The organism is Microbacterium xylanilyticum (genome assembly GCF_054654695.1).
On sequence record NZ_BAAIEN010000002.1, the window covers coordinates 2,373,959 to 2,388,551 of the forward strand.

At 69.8% G+C, this 14,593-nt stretch carries 15 protein-coding genes; 3 read left to right on the plus strand and 12 right to left on the minus strand.

The genetic code is table 11. From position 1 onward, the window contains the following. Positions 1-17: 17 nt before the first annotated feature. Positions 18-386 carry an A1S_2505 family phage non-structural protein gene (locus ACYQ1L_RS11995; RefSeq protein ID WP_460004344.1) on the plus strand — a complete coding sequence of 123 codons (369 nt, stop codon included), beginning with the start codon at positions 18-20 and terminating at the stop codon, positions 384-386. 108 nt (positions 387-494) lie between these two features. Then, entirely contained in the window at positions 495-1,679 is a 1,185-nt protein-coding gene (locus ACYQ1L_RS12000; RefSeq protein ID WP_460004345.1) for a hypothetical protein, read from the plus strand. A gap of 110 nt (positions 1,680-1,789) precedes the next feature. Here ACYQ1L_RS12000 and ACYQ1L_RS12005 read toward each other — a convergent pair whose 3' ends face one another. The 11 genes from ACYQ1L_RS12005 to ACYQ1L_RS12055 all read right to left on the minus strand — a co-directional run bounded on the left by ACYQ1L_RS12005 (position 1,790) and on the right by ACYQ1L_RS12055 (position 13,875). Continuing rightward, positions 1,790-2,146, minus strand: a complete 357-nt coding sequence (locus ACYQ1L_RS12005) for an RNA polymerase-binding protein RbpA (RefSeq protein WP_159575717.1) — start codon at positions 2,144-2,146, stop codon at positions 1,790-1,792. After that, positions 2,146-2,394 (minus strand): preprotein translocase subunit SecG, encoded by a 249-nt coding sequence (gene secG, locus ACYQ1L_RS12010; protein WP_159575716.1) that lies wholly within the window; start codon positions 2,392-2,394, stop codon positions 2,146-2,148. The genes ACYQ1L_RS12005 and secG overlap by 1 nt, the downstream gene beginning before the upstream one ends. A 99-nt stretch (positions 2,395-2,493) precedes the next feature. Further along, complete coding sequence (gene tpiA, locus ACYQ1L_RS12015; protein ID WP_460004346.1) at positions 2,494-3,318, minus strand: triose-phosphate isomerase; 825 nt, start codon at positions 3,316-3,318, stop codon at positions 2,494-2,496. Beyond that, positions 3,309-4,535, minus strand: a complete 1,227-nt coding sequence (locus tag ACYQ1L_RS12020; RefSeq protein ID WP_460004347.1) for a phosphoglycerate kinase — start codon at positions 4,533-4,535, stop codon at positions 3,309-3,311. Before ACYQ1L_RS12020 ends, tpiA begins: the two co-directional genes overlap by 10 nt. 10 nt (positions 4,536-4,545) lie before the next feature. Continuing rightward, entirely contained in the window at positions 4,546-5,556 is a 1,011-nt protein-coding gene (gene gap, locus ACYQ1L_RS12025) for a type I glyceraldehyde-3-phosphate dehydrogenase (RefSeq protein WP_159575713.1), read from the minus strand. Between the two features lie 100 nt (positions 5,557-5,656). Further along, positions 5,657-6,283, minus strand: a complete 627-nt coding sequence (locus tag ACYQ1L_RS12030) for a superoxide dismutase (RefSeq protein ID WP_159575712.1) — start codon at positions 6,281-6,283, stop codon at positions 5,657-5,659. 197 nt (positions 6,284-6,480) lie between these two features. After that, positions 6,481-7,458 (minus strand): DNA-binding protein WhiA, encoded by a 978-nt coding sequence (whiA, locus tag ACYQ1L_RS12035; protein ID WP_460004348.1) that lies wholly within the window; start codon positions 7,456-7,458, stop codon positions 6,481-6,483. Positions 7,459-7,545: 87 nt separating this feature from the next. Continuing rightward, positions 7,546-8,415 carry an RNase adapter RapZ gene (gene rapZ / locus ACYQ1L_RS12040; protein ID WP_460004349.1) on the minus strand — a complete coding sequence of 290 codons (870 nt, stop codon included), beginning with the start codon at positions 8,413-8,415 and terminating at the stop codon, positions 7,546-7,548. 29 nt (positions 8,416-8,444) lie between these two features. Then, positions 8,445-10,421, minus strand: coding sequence for an excinuclease ABC subunit UvrC (gene uvrC / locus ACYQ1L_RS12045; protein ID WP_460004350.1), 1,977 nt, complete (start codon positions 10,419-10,421; stop codon positions 8,445-8,447). After that, positions 10,421-13,339, minus strand: a complete 2,919-nt coding sequence (gene uvrA, locus ACYQ1L_RS12050) for an excinuclease ABC subunit UvrA (protein ID WP_460004351.1) — start codon at positions 13,337-13,339, stop codon at positions 10,421-10,423. The genes uvrC and uvrA overlap by 1 nt, the downstream gene beginning before the upstream one ends. Before the next feature lie 92 nt (positions 13,340-13,431). Beyond that, on the minus strand, positions 13,432-13,875 hold the full coding sequence (locus ACYQ1L_RS12055) for a MarR family winged helix-turn-helix transcriptional regulator (protein WP_460004352.1): 444 nt from the start codon (positions 13,873-13,875) through the stop codon (positions 13,432-13,434). Positions 13,876-13,919: 44 nt separating this feature from the next. Between ACYQ1L_RS12055 and ACYQ1L_RS12060 the strand changes: the two genes are divergently transcribed. Further along, positions 13,920-14,165 (plus strand): hypothetical protein, encoded by a 246-nt coding sequence (locus ACYQ1L_RS12060; protein WP_460004353.1) that lies wholly within the window; start codon positions 13,920-13,922, stop codon positions 14,163-14,165. Between the two features lie 71 nt (positions 14,166-14,236). Here ACYQ1L_RS12060 and ACYQ1L_RS12065 read toward each other — a convergent pair whose 3' ends face one another. Further along, positions 14,237-14,569, minus strand: coding sequence for a TfoX/Sxy family protein (locus ACYQ1L_RS12065; protein ID WP_460004354.1), 333 nt, complete (start codon positions 14,567-14,569; stop codon positions 14,237-14,239). Positions 14,570-14,593 lie beyond the last annotated feature (24 nt).

The following is a 14,593-nucleotide window of genomic DNA, read 5'->3' on the forward strand; positions in this document are numbered from 1 at the left end:
CGTCGAGAGGAGCACGCATGGAGATCACGCCGGAGCGCGTCACGGCGCTCGCACCGGACGAGGTGTTCGTCTTCGGGTCGAACGCCGCGGGACATCACGGAGGCGGGGCGGCCTTCATCGCGCACCGCGACTTCGGCGCGGCGTGGGGCGAGGGCCACGGTCACCACGGCCGCACCTACGCCATCGACACGATGAGCGGCCTCGACGTCCTGGCCGCGGAGGCGCGGACCTTCACGGACTATGCCGCCGACCACCCCGGACTGCGGTTCCTGCTCACCCCGGTCGGGTGCGGGATCGCCGGATACCGGCCCGAGCAGGTCGCTCCCCTGTTCAAGGGCCTGCCGGAGAACGTCACCGTTCCGCGCAGCTTCGTCCCCTACCTCTGAACGACGCCGCCCTCATGCCCGCGTCGAGGCCGGTCCGTGAGAGCATGTCGCCGGGGCGGATCTGCCGCTCCCCTGGCGCCGGGCGCCGGCACGACCGACGGGACCGCGATGGACGAGCCGCAGACTGCGGCGGGCGAAGAGACCCCGCCCCCGACGCTGCCGGCCGGGCGGACGCGGCGGCGCGCCCTCCCCTGGGTGCTCTCGGCAGCAGCGGCCGTCCTCGTGCTCGCCGGCCTGGCAGCCCTTCAGCTGACCGCGTGGCAGCGCTTCGATCAGGCGAGCGCGGATCTGCGCCACACCCTCGAAAGGCAGGACGACGCGTCGCGCGATCTGCAGGCCGCGCTCACCGGCGCGAGCAGCGTCGGCGACGCCGCGACCGCGGTGCTCACCGTGCCCGACGACGGGCTGCTGCCTGCAGATGCCAGGGCGGCGGTCAGCGCTGCCGGAGACAAGGCCGCACGGCAGGCGAAGGCGGCCACCGCGCTCCTCCCCGGCGCGCATCCGCACATCGGCGGGCCGGAGTTCTGGTTCTGGGACGTGAACGCCGAGACAGCCCGGCTCGAGCGGCTCGACGCTCGCGCTCGCACCAGCACCAGGACGCTCACCGACGCGGAGGGCCCCCTCCGCGCAAGCACGGACGCTCTGCGCACTGCGGCATCGGCGGCGGTCAGCACGGCGGCCGACCGGGCGGCATCCGCCGAGGGCGCCAACGTCCCGGCCGACAACGAGGCGGTCCTCGACGTCCGGGCCGCGGTCGATCAGGTCAGGCAGCGCGCGTCCCCGTTCCAGCCCCGGGTATCCGCAGACTACGCGGCGCTCGCGCAGGCAGTCCAGAAGCTGCAGCAGTCGCACGCGGCCACTCTTGCCGCCGAGTCCGGCCCCCTGCAGCAGTCCCGGCTCGACCTCGAGGCCTTCGCGCGCTCGCTCGCGCCGGGGATCCTGATGGACTTCGAATGGTCGGACCTCGTGAACGGGAAGGGCGAGTCCAACGGCTACCTCTCCGGTGAGACGTCCTGGTGGTACGACCGCGGCGGCTACGCCACGATCCGGCTCTCGAACTCGATCGCCCAGGACTGGCCGAGCGAGGCAGCGCACGCGATCGTGGCGCACGAGGTGGGGCACGCGATCACGATCCGCTGCCGCACGATGTACGACTCGACGGACGCGACCACGGCCGAGGCGTGGGCCACGGCCTGGGCGATCAGCATGGGCTACACGGACGACGCCAACGGCACCTCCGCCTACGGCACTCCCCCGGATTCGCTGGTCCAGACCGCTGCCGGCTGCCGCTGACCCGCAGACGCGGCGCCATCCGGCCCGCACCGACCAGAGCGCCGCATCGAACGGTCCGGACATGACGAGAGCCCCTGCGTGCGCAGGGGCTCTCGTGGATGCGGAACGGCTCAGGCCTGGCCTCGACGCTCCCGCAGCTGGGCGAGGGCGTCGCCGAGCAGCTGCTCGGCCTCCTCGTCGGTGCGACGCTCCTTCACGTACGCGAGGTGCGTCTTGTAGGGCTCCGCCTTCGCGATCTCCGGCGGGTTGTTCTTGTCCCGTCCGGCCGGCAGGCCGGAGTGCGGGTGGTCGATGATGTCCGGGATCTCCTCCTCGGGCAGACCCGCCGCGAAGTACCGCACGGTCTCGTTCCCGAGCCCGTCCCAGTACGAGACCGCGATGCGGTCGGCGTGGTAGCCGTGGTCCTGCTCGCCCATCGGGCCGGACCCGACCCTCGTCCCTCGGATCGCGTTGCCGCCGGTAGCCATCAGATCGCCTCGAACTTCGTGATGAGGCCGAGTCCGACGATCGCGACGAACCAGACCAGGGCCAGGACCACCGTGAACCGGTTCAGGTTGCGCTCGGCGAGTCCGCTGGATCCGACGGCCGACGACATGCCGCCGCCGAACATGTCAGACAGGCCTCCGCCACGCCCCTTGTGGAGCAGGATCAGGAGGGTCAGCAGGACACTGGTGATGCCCAGCAGCACCTGCAGGATGAACTGGAGAATATCCACGGATCGGCCTTTCGCTCGGGCCCGCACGGGCGTGCGGGATCCCGGGTAACGGTCAATTATACGTCGAGACGTCCCCGCCCCTTCGGGCGGGGACGCGTGTCACACCCCGACGTGCTTCTGGTAGCGCACGATCGCGGCGAACTCGTCGACCACGAGGCTCGCGCCGCCGACCAGGGCACCGTCCACATCGGGCTCGCGCATGAACCCGGCGATGTTCGCCGACTTCACCGATCCGCCGTAGAGGATCCGGGTGCGTGCAGCCGCCTCGTCGCCGAGGGCCTTCGCGATCACGCCGCGCAGCACCGCGCAGACGTCCTGCGCCTGCTGCGGCGTGGCCGCCTGGCCGGAGCCGATGGCCCAGACCGGCTCGTACGCGACGACGATGTCCGCCTTCGCGTCCAGCCCCTGCAGCGCGACCTCGAGCTGACCGGCCGGCACGGCGCTGGCGCCGTGCTTCTCCAGGTCCTCGGCGGTCTCGCCGACGCAGATCACCGGCACCAGGCCGTGCTTGATCGCGGCCTTCGTCTTCGCCGCGACGATCTCATCGCTCTCCGAGTGGTACTCGCGACGCTCGGAGTGCCCGATGATGACGTACTTCGCGTCGAGCTTGGCGAGGAACGCGCCCGAGATCTCCCCGGTGTACGCACCCGCGTCGTGCTGCGACAGGTCCTGGGCGCCGAAGGCGAACGGGATCTTGTCGGCGTCGATGAGGGTCTGCACGCTGCGCAGATCGGTGAACGGCGGGAAGACCGCCACCTCGACCGTGCCGTCCTCATGCTTGGCGTCCTTGAGCGTCCAATGCAGCTTCTGCACGAACGCGACCGCCTGCAGGTGGTCGAGGTTCATCTTCCAGTTGCCCGCGATCAGCGGGGTCCGGCTCCTGTTCGGCGTAGCCGACGATCCGGAACCAACACCTACTGCCATCCGAGGACCTCCAGTCCGGGGAGCTTCTTGCCTTCCAGGAACTCGAGGCTCGCGCCTCCGCCCGTCGAGATGTGGCCGAACTGGTCGTCCGCGAAGCCGAGCTGGCGCACGGCCGCGGCGGAGTCGCCACCCCCGACGACGCTCAGCCCATCGGTCTGGGTCAGCGCCTCGGCCACGGCACGGGTTCCGGCGGCGAAGGCCGGGAACTCGAACACGCCCATGGGGCCGTTCCAGAACACCGTCTTGGATCCGCGGATCGCCTCGGCGAAGCGCGCTGCCGTCTCCGGGCCGATGTCCAGGCCGATGCCCGCCGCACCGAACGCGGTGTCCTCGATCGCGTCGGCCGCCGTCGTCTCGTGCGCCGCGTCCGCGGAGAAGGAGGCGGCGACCACGACATCCGTGGGGAGCACGAGCTCGACGCCGCGCTCCTGCGCCTCCGCGATGTAGCCCCGCACGGTGTCCAGCTGGTCCTCCTCGAGCAGGCTTGAGGCGACCGGGTGCCCCTGTGCCTTGAGGAAGGTGAACAGCATGCCGCCGCCGATCAGCAGGCGATCGACGCGCGGCAGCAGGTGCGAGATCACGCCCAGCTTGTCGGAGACCTTGGATCCGCCGAGCACGACCGTGTACGGACGCTCCGGGTTCTCCGTGAGCCGGTCCAGCACATCCAGCTCGGCCTCGATGAGGAGCCCGGCCGCGGACGGCAGGATCTGGGCGAGCTCGTAGACGCTGGCCTGCTTGCGGTGCACGACGCCGAAGCCGTCGGACACCATGGCATCGCCCAATGCGGCGAGCAGCTCCGCGAACGCGCGGCGCTCGGCGTCGTCCTTCGCGGTCTCGCCCGGGTTGAAGCGGAGGTTCTCCAATACGAGGACGCCGCCCGGCTGCAGGTCGGCGACCGCCTCCTGCGCCGAGGCGCCGACGGTGTCGGTCGCGAACGCCACGGGCTGCCCGAGCAGCTCGCCGAGACGGGTCGCGACCGGCGCCAGGCTGTACTGCGGGTCCGGCGCCCCGTCGGGGCGGCCGAGGTGGGAGCACACGATCACGCGCGCCCCCTGATCGATGAGTGCTTTGAGGGTCGGCACCGACGCGCGAACGCGGCCATCGTCCGTGATGACCCCGTCCCGAAGGGGGACGTTGAGGTCACAACGGACGATGACGCGCGTTCCGTCGAGCGAACCGACCGATTCCGTCAGGGAATCGAGGGTGCGCAGAGTCATGGGTACGAGCTTAGAGGCGCTCGGCCACGTACTCGGTGAGGTCGACCAGACGGTTCGAGTAGCCCCACTCGTTGTCGTACCAGCTGGACACCTTGACGAGGTTGCCCGAGACGTTGGTGAGGGTCGAGTCGAAGATCGACGAGAACGGGTTGCCCTGGATGTCGCTCGAGACGATCTCGTCGTCGTTGTACTGCAGGTAGCCGTTCAGGCGGCCCTCGGCGGCGGCCTTCGCGTACGCCGCGTTGACCTCGTCGACCGTGAGGTCGTCGCGGTCGGTGATGAGGGTGAGGTCGACGATCGAGCCCGTGGGCACCGGGACGCGGTACGACGAGCCGCTGAGCTTGCCGTTCAGCTCCGGCAGGACCAGGCCGATGGCCTTGGCGGCACCGGTCGAGGCCGGAACGATGTTGATCGCGGCGGCGCGGGCGCGACGCAGATCCTTGTGCGGGCCGTCCTGCAGGTTCTGGTCGGCGGTGTAGGCGTGCGCGGTCATCATGAAGCCGCGGACGATGCCGAACTCGTCGTTGAACACCTTGGCCAGCGGCGCCAGGCAGTTCGTGGTGCAGGAGGCGTTGGAGATGATGTGGTCCGTCTCCGGGTTGTAGGTCTCCTCGTTGACGCCCATGACGATGGTGGCGTCGTCACCGGTGGCGGGAGCGGAGATCAGCACCTTCTTGGCGCCGGCCTCGATGTGCTTGCGCGCCAGGTCGGCGTTGGTGAAGAAGCCGGTCGACTCGATGACGATGTCGACACCCAGCTCGCCCCAGGGCAGGTTCGCGGGATCGCGCTCGGCGAAGGCCTTGATGTGGTGGCCGTCGACGGTGATGCTCTCCTCGTCGTAGCTCACGTCCGCGTTGAGCACGCCGCCCACGGAGTCGTACTTCAGCAGATGCGCGAGAGTCTTGTTGTCGGTGAGGTCGTTGACCGCGACGATCTCGAGGTCCGCGCCCTGCTCCAGCGCTGCGCGGAAGTAATTGCGTCCGATGCGGCCGAAGCCGTTGATACCGATCTTGACAGACACGAAAGTCTCCTGGTTCTTACTCAAGGAAGTGCGTGATTCTTGCAGATAACGCGGACAACGGCGTCCTGATGGGTTTTTCGCCCATCAGGACGCCCATCTTTTACGACAGTACCAGCAGTCCGTCCGTCTTTTCGCGCGCTGCAGCGAAGCGCTGAGCCACGTTCTCCCAGTTGGCGATGTTCCACGCGGCCTTGACGTAGTCGGCCTTCACGTTCAGGTAGTCCAGGTAGAAGGCGTGCTCCCACATGTCCAGCTGGAACAGCGGCACGGTGCCCTGCGCGGTGTTGCCCTGCTGGTCGAAGAGCTGCTGGATGATCAGGCGGGCGCCGATCGGGTCCCAGCTCAGCACCGACCAGCCCGACCCCTGGATGCCCAGGGCGTTGGCGGTGAAGTGCGCCTGGAACTTCTCGAAGGAGCCGAAGAACTCGTCGATGGCCGCCTTCAGCTCGCCCTCGGGCTGGCCGCCGCCGTTCGGCGACAGGTTGGTCCAGAAGATCGAGTGGTTCACGTGGCCGCCGAGGTTGAACGCGAGGTCCTTCTCGAGCTTGTTCACGTTGGCGAGGTTGCCGGATTCACGGGCCTCGGCGAGCGCCTCGAGCGCCGCGTTCGCTCCGGCGACGTAGGTGGCATGGTGCTTGTCATGGTGCAGCTCCATGATCTTGCCGCTGATGTGCGGCTCGAGCGCCGCGTAGTCGTAGGGAAGGTCGGGCAGCGTGTAGATCGCCATGTCGATGTCATCCAATCCGCGCCGCGCTCGCGGCGCTTGCCGGTCCCCCGAGGCTCGGTGGTGCACACGGGGCGGACGTCATTCATCCTAGTGACGGCAACGCGCGGATCGTCTGGATCCTTCCGGATATGACGGCTTCGCGGGCCCCGCCCCGGCGTGTTTCCACGTGCTGGAACGAAAGCCCGCGAAGGAGGGGGTCAGACGTCGAGACCGGCGGGAACGGCCGCCTCGGTGCCGGGGATGCCCTCCGCCTGGGCGCGCTTGTCCGCCATCGCGAGCAGACGGCGGATCCGGCCGGCCACGGCGTCCTTGGTGAGGGGCGGGTCGGCGTGGTGACCGAGCTCGTCGAGGCTCGCATCGCGGTGCGCGAGGCGGAGCGCACCCGCGGTGCGCAGGTGCTCGGGGACGTCGTCGCCGAGGATCTCCAGCGCCCGCTCGACGCGCGCGCAGGCGGCGACCGCGGCCTGCGCGGAGCGGCGCAGGTTGGCGTCGTCGAAGTTGACCAGACGGTTCACGCCCGCTCGCACCTCGCGGCGCTGGCGCATCTCCTCCCAGGCGGCGGCCGTCTTCGTCGCACCCATGAGGCTGAGCACGGTGCGGATGCCCTCGGGCTCGCGGATCACCACGCGGGGCATGCCGCGCACCTCGCGGGCCTTCGCGGCGATGCCGATCCGGTGCGCTGCGCCGACGAGGGCCATGGCGGTCTCGGACGACGGGCACGCCACCTCGAGCACGGCCGAGCGGCCCGGCTCGCTCAGCGATCCGGCGGCGAGGAAAGCACCGCGCCAGAGGCCGGCGAGCTCCTCACGGGACCCGGTGGTGAGACGGTTCGGCAGGCCGCGCACGGGGCGACGGCGCTGGTCGAGCAGACCGGTCTGACGGGCGAGGGTCTCCCCCGCGGCGATCACGCGGACCGCGTACTTGGCGCCGTCGTGGCTGGACGCACCCTGGATCGGGGCGATCTCCGGGCGGACGCCGAACAGTTCCGCGAGATCGCGCGCCACCCGGCGCGCGAGGAGCTCCGCGTCGACCTCGGCCTCGACCGCGATGCGGTTGGCGATCTGGTGCAGCCCCCCGGCGAACCTCAGCACCGCCGTCACCTCCGCGACGCGCACCGAGGGCGGTGCGTTCCGGATGCTGACGAGCTCGGCCTTGACGTCGGTGGTGAGTGCCACGGGTCTCCTTCTCACGGGCGGCGCCGGATCTCGGCGCAAGGGATCAGCTTACCCGGCCGATGCGCGGTGCACCCGCCGGGGAGCGTCTCACTCGCGGCCGAGGTCGCGGTGCCGCACGGTCACGGCGACACCGGGGATCTGCCCGAGACGCGCCGCGAGTTCCTCCACCATCGCGACGGAGCGGTGCTTGCCGCCGGTGCAGCCGATCGCGACGGTGGAGTGGCTCTTGTTCTCGCGCTGGTATCCCTCCAGCACGGGCCGGAGCGCCGTGGTGTACGCGTCCAGGAACTCCTGCGCGCCCTCCCTGGTGAGCACGTAGTCGCGCACCTCCGCGTCCAGGCCGGTGGATCCGCGCAGCTCGTCGATCCAGAACGGATTGGGCAGGAAGCGCATGTCCGCCACGAGATCGGCGTCCGAGGGCAGCCCGTATTTGAACCCGAAGCTCATCACGGTGACCTTGTGCCGCGCCGCGCCCTCCTCGGCGAACACCTCGTTGACCTTCGTGGCGAGCTGGTGCACGTTGAAGCCCGACGTGTCGATGACGATGTCGGCCGCTTCGCGCAGCGGTGCGACCCTGGTGCGCTCGGTGCGGATGCCGTCGAGCAGGGTGCCGTCACCCTGCAGCGGGTGCGGGCGCCGCACCGACTCGAAGCGGCGCACGAGCACGTCGTCTGAGGCGTCGAGGAACACGACCTGCACGGATCCATGCTCGCGCAGCGCTCGTGCCACACCGGGGAAGCCATCGAACAGGTCGCGACCGCGCACGTCGACGACCGCGGCCACCTTCGGCAGCGCGGCCCCGCCGAGATTGGCGAGATCGAGCAGCGGCCGGAGCATCTGCGGGGGCAGGTTGTCCACGACGTACCAGCCCAGATCCTCGAGCGCGTTCGCGACGGTCGAGCGACCCGCGCCCGACATCCCGGTGACGATCAGGAACTCACCCTGGTCGGCGCTCATGTCTGCTCTCCTCCTCGCTCGCGTCCAGCCTAGCCAGAAGGAGGGGATGCCGAAGCACCGGAATCGGATCCGGCGACCACCGCGACCGGCGCCGGCGCGGACTCCCCTGCCGCACCGGCGAGATGGACCCGGATGGCCTCGGCGAGCGCGGGGCCGATCCCCTGCACCTCCTGGATCTCCTCGGCAGTGGCGCGCCGCAGCGCGGCCACGGATCCGAAGTGCCGCAGCAGCGCCTTGATGCGCGCCGCGCCGAGTCCCGGCACCTCGCCCAGGACCGAGGCGATGTCGCGCTTGCGCCGCTTGCGCTGGTGCGTGATCGCGAACCGATGCGCCTCGTCGCGCAGTCGTTGCACAAGGTACAGCGCCTCGCTCGTCCGCGGCAGGATGACCGGGTACTCCTCACCCGGGAGCCACAGTTCCTCGAGCCGCTTCGCGATGCCGCACAGGGCGATGTCCGCGCGTCCCGCGTCGCGGAGGGCGCGTGCCGCCGCCTCGACCTGGGGCTTGCCGCCGTCGACGATCAGCAGCTGCGGCGGGTACGCGAAGCGCGGCCTGCGCCGCTCGGTCACGACCAGCTCCTCGCCGTCCTCGCCGAGCAGCGGCTCCTCCTCCGCCTCCGGAGCATCGATGTGCGCCAGGCGCCGGCGCAGCACCTGGTACATCGAGTCCGTGTCGTCGGTGGTCTCGGCGATGTTGAAGGAGCGGTACTGATCCTTGCGCGGCAGGCCGTCCTCGAAGACCACCATCGAGGCGACCACGTTCGTGCCGCCCAGGTGCGAGATGTCGTAGCACTCGATCCGCAGCGGGGCCTCGTCGAGGCCGAGCGCGTCCTGAAGGTCGGTGAGCGCCTGCGTGCGCGTGGTGTAGTCGCTCGACCGCCGCGTCTTGTGCCGGATGAGCGCCTGCTGGGCGTTCAGCGTGGCGGTGCGCATGAGCTCGGCCCGCTGCCCGCGCTGGGCGACCGCGATCTCGACCTTCTTGCCGCGGCGATCCCGCAGCCACTGCTCCAGTTCGGCGGAGTCCTCGGGCAGGGAGGGCACGAGCACGCGGCGCGGCACCTGGTCGCCGCTCGCCTCGCCGTACACACGCTGCAGGATCTGGTCGACCAGGTCTGCGCCGGAGATGTCGATCTCCTTGTCGAGGGTGGAGGCCCGGACGCCCCGCACCCGCCCGCCCCGGATCACGAAGTGCTGGATCGCCGCCGAGAGCTCGTCCTCGGCGATGCCGAACAGATCCGCGTCCTCGTCCTGCGGCAGCACCAGGGCGCTGCGGCCCAGCACCGCGTCGATCGACGCCAGCCGGTCGCGGTACTTCGCGGCGCTCTCGTAGTCCATCGCCGCCGAGGCCTCGCGCATCCGGCGGGTCAGCTCGCGCGTGAACCGCTCGTCGCCGCCCTCCATGAACGCGATGAAGTCGTCGACCATGGCACGGTGCTCAGCGATCGTCACCGTCATCGAGCAGGGTCCGCCGCACTTGCCGATCTGGCCGGGGAAGCACGGTCGTCCGGTCGCCATCGCCTTGCGGTAGCTCGCGTCGCTGCACGTGCGGATCGGGAACACCTTGATCATCTGATCGATCGTGTCGTGGACGGTCCACACCTTGGGGTACGGGCCGAAGTACTTCGCACCGGGGATCCGCCGGTTGCGGGTGACGATCACCCGCGGGGCCTCGTCGGCGAGCGTGATCGCCATGAACGGGTACGACTTGTCGTCCTTGTAGCGCACGTTGAACGGCGGATCGAACTCCTTGATCCACATGTACTCGAGTTGGAGCGAGTCAACATCGGTCGGCACCACGGTCCACTCCACGGACGCCGCCGTCGTCACCATCCGACGGGTGCGCTCGTGCAGCGTGCGCAGCGGGGCGAAGTAGTTCGAGAGCCGCTGCCGCAGGTTCTTCGCCTTGCCGACGTAGAGCACCCGGCCCTGCGCATCGCGGAACCGGTACACCCCGGGGTCGGTGGGGATCTCCCCCGGCCTCGGCTTGTACGGAAGTTCTTCGGCCATCAACCCGCCTTGCGCTCGAGCACCCGCCGCGCGCCAGGTCGCGCCCCCGCGGGAGCGGTTCCCAGGATCTCCGCCAGGAACGCCCCGGTGTGGCTGTCGGCATTGCGCGCGACCTGCTCGGGGGTGCCGGTGGCGATGATCTGGCCTCCGCCGGATCCACCCTCGGGACCGAGGTCGATCACCCAGTCGGCGGACTTGATGACGTCGAGGTTGTGCTCGATCACGATCACGGTGTTGCCCTTGTCGACGAGCCCGTTCAGCACTTCGAGGAGCTTGCGGACGTCCTCGAAGTGCAGGCCGGTGGTCGGCTCGTCGAGCACGTAGATGGAACGGCCGTTGCTGCGGCGCTGAAGCTCCGTGGCGAGCTTGACGCGCTGCGCCTCACCGCCGGACAGGGTGGTCGCCGACTGTCCGAGCCGGACGTAGCCGAGCCCGACGTCGACGAGCGTCTTCATGTAGCGGTGGATCGCCTGGATCGGCTCGAAGAACTCCGCAGCCTCCTCGATCGGCATCTCCAGCACCTCGGCGATGTTCTTGCCCTTGTAGTGCACCGCGAGGGTGTCGCGGTTGTAGCGCTTGCCGTGGCAGACCTCGCAGTCCACGTACACGTCAGGCAGGAAGTTCATCTCGATCTTGATCGTGCCGTCTCCGGAGCACGCCTCGCAGCGTCCGCCCTTGACGTTGAAGCTGAAGCGCCCGGGCTGGTAGCCGCGGACCTTCGCCTCGGGGGTCTCGCTGAACAGCGTGCGGATCCGGTCGAACACGCCCGTGTAGGTCGCCGGGTTCGAGCGCGGCGTGCGGCCGATCGGCGCCTGGTCGACGTGCACGACCTTGTCGAGGTTGTCCAGTCCGGTGACCCTCGTGTGCTTGCCGGGAACGGTGCGTGCGCCGTTGAGCCGCTGCGCGAGCACCCGGTACAGGATGTCGTTCACGAGCGAGGACTTGCCGGATCCGCTCACACCGGTGACGGCGGTGAGGACCCCGAGCGGGAACTCGGCGGTGACGTTGCGGAGGTTGTTCTCCTTCGCCCCGACGACGCTGAGCATGCGCTTGCGGTCGATCCGCCGGCGCTTCTTCGGCGTGACGATCTCGCGACGGCCGGCGAGATAGTCGCCCGTCATCGACCCCTTCTCACGCAGCAGGGCGTCATAGGGACCGGAGTGCACGACGAGGCCGCCGTTGACGCCGGCGCCGGGGCCGATGTCGACCACCCAGTCCGCCGCCTCGATGGTCTCCTCGTCGTGCTCGACGACGATCAGGGTGTTGCCGAGGTCGCGCAGCGTGAGCAGCGTCTCGATGAGGCGGCGGTTGTCGCGCTGGTGGAGGCCGATCGAGGGCTCGTCGAGCACGTACAGCACGCCGGTGAGCCCGGATCCGATCTGGGTCGCGAGGCGGATGCGCTGCGCCTCGCCGCCGGAGAGCGAGCCGGCGGAGCGGCTGAGGTTCAGGTAGGACAGGCCGACCTGCAGCAGGAAGTCGAGGCGCAGCCGGATCTCGCGGAGCACCTGCGCCGCGATCTTGGCCTCGCGCGGGCTGAGCTCGAGGCGCTGCATGAAGTCCTGCGCCTGCGCGAGGCTCAGGTGCGAGACCTCGGCGATCGAATGCCCGTGCACGCGCACCGCGAGCACCTCGGGCTTCAGGCGGTCGCCGTTGCACATGGGGCACGGCACCTCGCGCAGGTACTCGCCCCAGCGGCTGCGCTGGGTGTCGCTCTCGGCCTGCTGGTACTGGCGCTCGATGTAGGGCACGACGCCCTCGAAGCCGGACGAGTACCGCATCTCGCGGCCGTGCCGGTTCTTCCACTTGACCGTGACCTTGTAGTTCTCCCCGTGCAGCACCGCCTGCTTCACGTCGGAGTGCAGGTCCTGCCACGGGGTGTCGAGAGAGAAGTCGAGGTCTGCTGCAAGCCCCTCGAGCAGGCGCTCGTAGTACTGGAACAGCCCCTTGCCCTGGGTGGTCCACGGGATGATCGCACCCTCGCGGATCGACAGCGTCTCATCGCCCAGCATGAGATCGACGTCCACCGACATCCGGGTGCCGAGACCGGAGCAGGCGGGACACGCGCCGAACGGCGCGTTGAACGAGAAGGTGCGCGGCTCGATCTCGGTGAGCGTGATGGGATGCCCGTTGGGGCACGCCAGCTTCTCCGAGAACGACTGCCAGGCGTCGTCCCCTTCCTCGTCCACGAAGTTCACCTGCACGACGCCGCCGGCGAGGCCCAGCGCGGTCTCGACGGAGTCGGTGACGCGACCGAGGATGTCGGGCGCCGCCACGAGGCGGTCCACCACCACGCCGATGTCGTGCTTGTAGCTCTTCTTCAGCACCGGCGGCTCGGCGAGCTGGATCAGCTCGCCGTCCACGATCGCGCGCGCATAGCCCTTCGCGCCGAGTTCGCGGAAGAGGTCGACGAACTCGCCCTTCTTCTGCGTGACGACCGGTGCGACGATCTGATACCGAGTGCGCTCGGGCAGCTCCATGAGCTGATCCGCGATCTGCTGCACCGTCTGACGCTGGATCCGCTCTCCGCACTGCGGGCAGTGCGGGACGCCGATGCGCGCCCAGAGCAGGCGCATGTAGTCGTAGATCTCGGTGATCGTGCCCACGGTGGAGCGCGGGTTGCGGTTCGTCGACTTCTGGTCGATCGAGACCGCGGGACTCAGCCCCTCGATGAAATCGACGTCCGGACGGTCGACCTGCCCGAGGAACTGACGTGCGTAGGCGCTCAGCGATTCGACGTAGCGGCGCTGGCCCTCGGCGAAGATCGTGTCGAACGCGAGGCTGGACTTGCCGGAACCGGAGAGCCCGGTGAAGACGACGAGGGAGTCGCGCGGGATCTCGAGGTCGACGTTGCGGAGGTTGTGGACACGAGCGCCTCGGACGCTGAGTCTTCCGGGGCTGGTTACGGGTACGATCGGCACCCGTCAAGTCTAGAAGCGGCCTCGGACATTGGCTCCGGACGCCGGCTCCGCATCGCTCTCCTCACGCTCGCCGGCGGCGTACATCGCCGGGGTCAGAGGTCGACGGCGCCGGCGAACCGGGTCAGGGAGTCCCGGACGGCTTCCACCTCCGGCACGCTCATGCCGAGGTGCGCCATCACCTGCCGGGGCACGTCGAGCGCCGCCTCGCGCAGATCGGCGCCCTTCGCGGTCAGCGCGATGTCCAGCCGGCGCTCGTCTGCGGCGCTGCGGCGCCGCTCGATCAGCCCGTCCCCCTCGAGCCGCTTCACCAGGGGCGACGCGGTCGCCGGCTCCATGGCCAGTGCGGCGGCGAGGTCGCCGAGCGAGCGCGGCGACTGCTCCCACAGCGCCAGCATGGCGAGGTACTGCGGATGGGTGAGCCCGAGCGGTTCGAGGATCGGGCGATAGACGGCCACGACGTTGCGCGCGGCCGTCACCAGTGCGAAGCACAGCTGCTTGTCCAAGCGGAGCAGGTCGTCGGCGGAGGTCTCACTCACATGCCGATGTTATCAATGCCCTAATCGTTAGTACACTAAGAATCATGGTGAACGCATCCGCAGAGCGCCGCTCGCTCCGTCAGCGCATCCGCGAGGCAGGCGGACTCTACGCCTGGATCAACACGAACCTCATCCGGTTCGCGGGTCCCGCGTCCGTCGGCCCGTACGAGTCGACGCCCCCGCCGTCCGCGGCCGAGCGGGCCCGGCGCGGGTGTCCGCTCTGCGGTGCCCCGATGACGGCGCACGAGATCGACCGCAGCGGCCCGAAGCCGCTCGTGCACTGCCCTTGAGGGCTCGCGCTCGTGGCACGCACGCGGCGCGTCCGGCACGCTCCAGACCGCGCCCGGCGGGAACGGTGCGGTCAGACGGCGTCCGCGTCCTCCCGGGCGATGTCGATCCACTCCATCAGGACCGCATCATCGGCGACCGCGTCGGCGGCGACGTCGAGCCAGTTGTCGCTCATCGTCCGCGCGCCCATCACCGCGCGGGACACGCCAGGCTCCGTGAGCAGCGCCGCGGCACGCTCCGCCGCGACCCGCACGAGCAGCGTTCCGCCCTTGCGCGCGCCGACCAGGATCCGCCCGTCACTGAGGAATGCCCGGCTGCCGAACATGGCGCGCTCCTCGATCTCGCCCTCGCCGCCGAGCAGCGCACGGATCCGATCCGCCAGCTCGACCACGGATGCGTCCGCCATGTCCTCTCCCGCTTCCTCGGCCGC

What these genes read in the sequence shown, in the direction of transcription:
- ACYQ1L_RS11995 (WP_460004344.1), top strand. Translation starts at nt 18, where the DNA reads ATGGAGATCACGCCGGAGCGCGTCACGGCGCTCGCACCGGACGAGGTG.
- ACYQ1L_RS12000 (WP_460004345.1), top strand. Translation starts at nt 495, where the DNA reads ATGGACGAGCCGCAGACTGCGGCGGGCGAAGAGACCCCGCCCCCGACG.
- ACYQ1L_RS12005 (WP_159575717.1), bottom strand. Translation starts at nt 2,146, where the DNA reads ATGGCTACCGGCGGCAACGCGATCCGAGGGACGAGGGTCGGGTCCGGC.
- tpiA (WP_460004346.1), bottom strand. Translation starts at nt 3,318, where the DNA reads ATGGCAGTAGGTGTTGGTTCCGGATCGTCGGCTACGCCGAACAGGAGC.
- ACYQ1L_RS12020 (WP_460004347.1), bottom strand. Translation starts at nt 4,535, where the DNA reads ATGACTCTGCGCACCCTCGATTCCCTGACGGAATCGGTCGGTTCGCTC.
- ACYQ1L_RS12030 (WP_159575712.1), bottom strand. Translation starts at nt 6,283, where the DNA reads ATGGCGATCTACACGCTGCCCGACCTTCCCTACGACTACGCGGCGCTC.
- rapZ (WP_460004349.1), bottom strand. Translation starts at nt 8,415, where the DNA reads ATGAGCGCCGACCAGGGTGAGTTCCTGATCGTCACCGGGATGTCGGGC.
- uvrC (WP_460004350.1), bottom strand. Translation starts at nt 10,421, where the DNA reads ATGGCCGAAGAACTTCCGTACAAGCCGAGGCCGGGGGAGATCCCCACC.
- ACYQ1L_RS12060 (WP_460004353.1), top strand. Translation starts at nt 13,920, where the DNA reads ATGGTGAACGCATCCGCAGAGCGCCGCTCGCTCCGTCAGCGCATCCGC.
- ACYQ1L_RS12065 (WP_460004354.1), bottom strand. Translation starts at nt 14,569, where the DNA reads ATGGCGGACGCATCCGTGGTCGAGCTGGCGGATCGGATCCGTGCGCTG.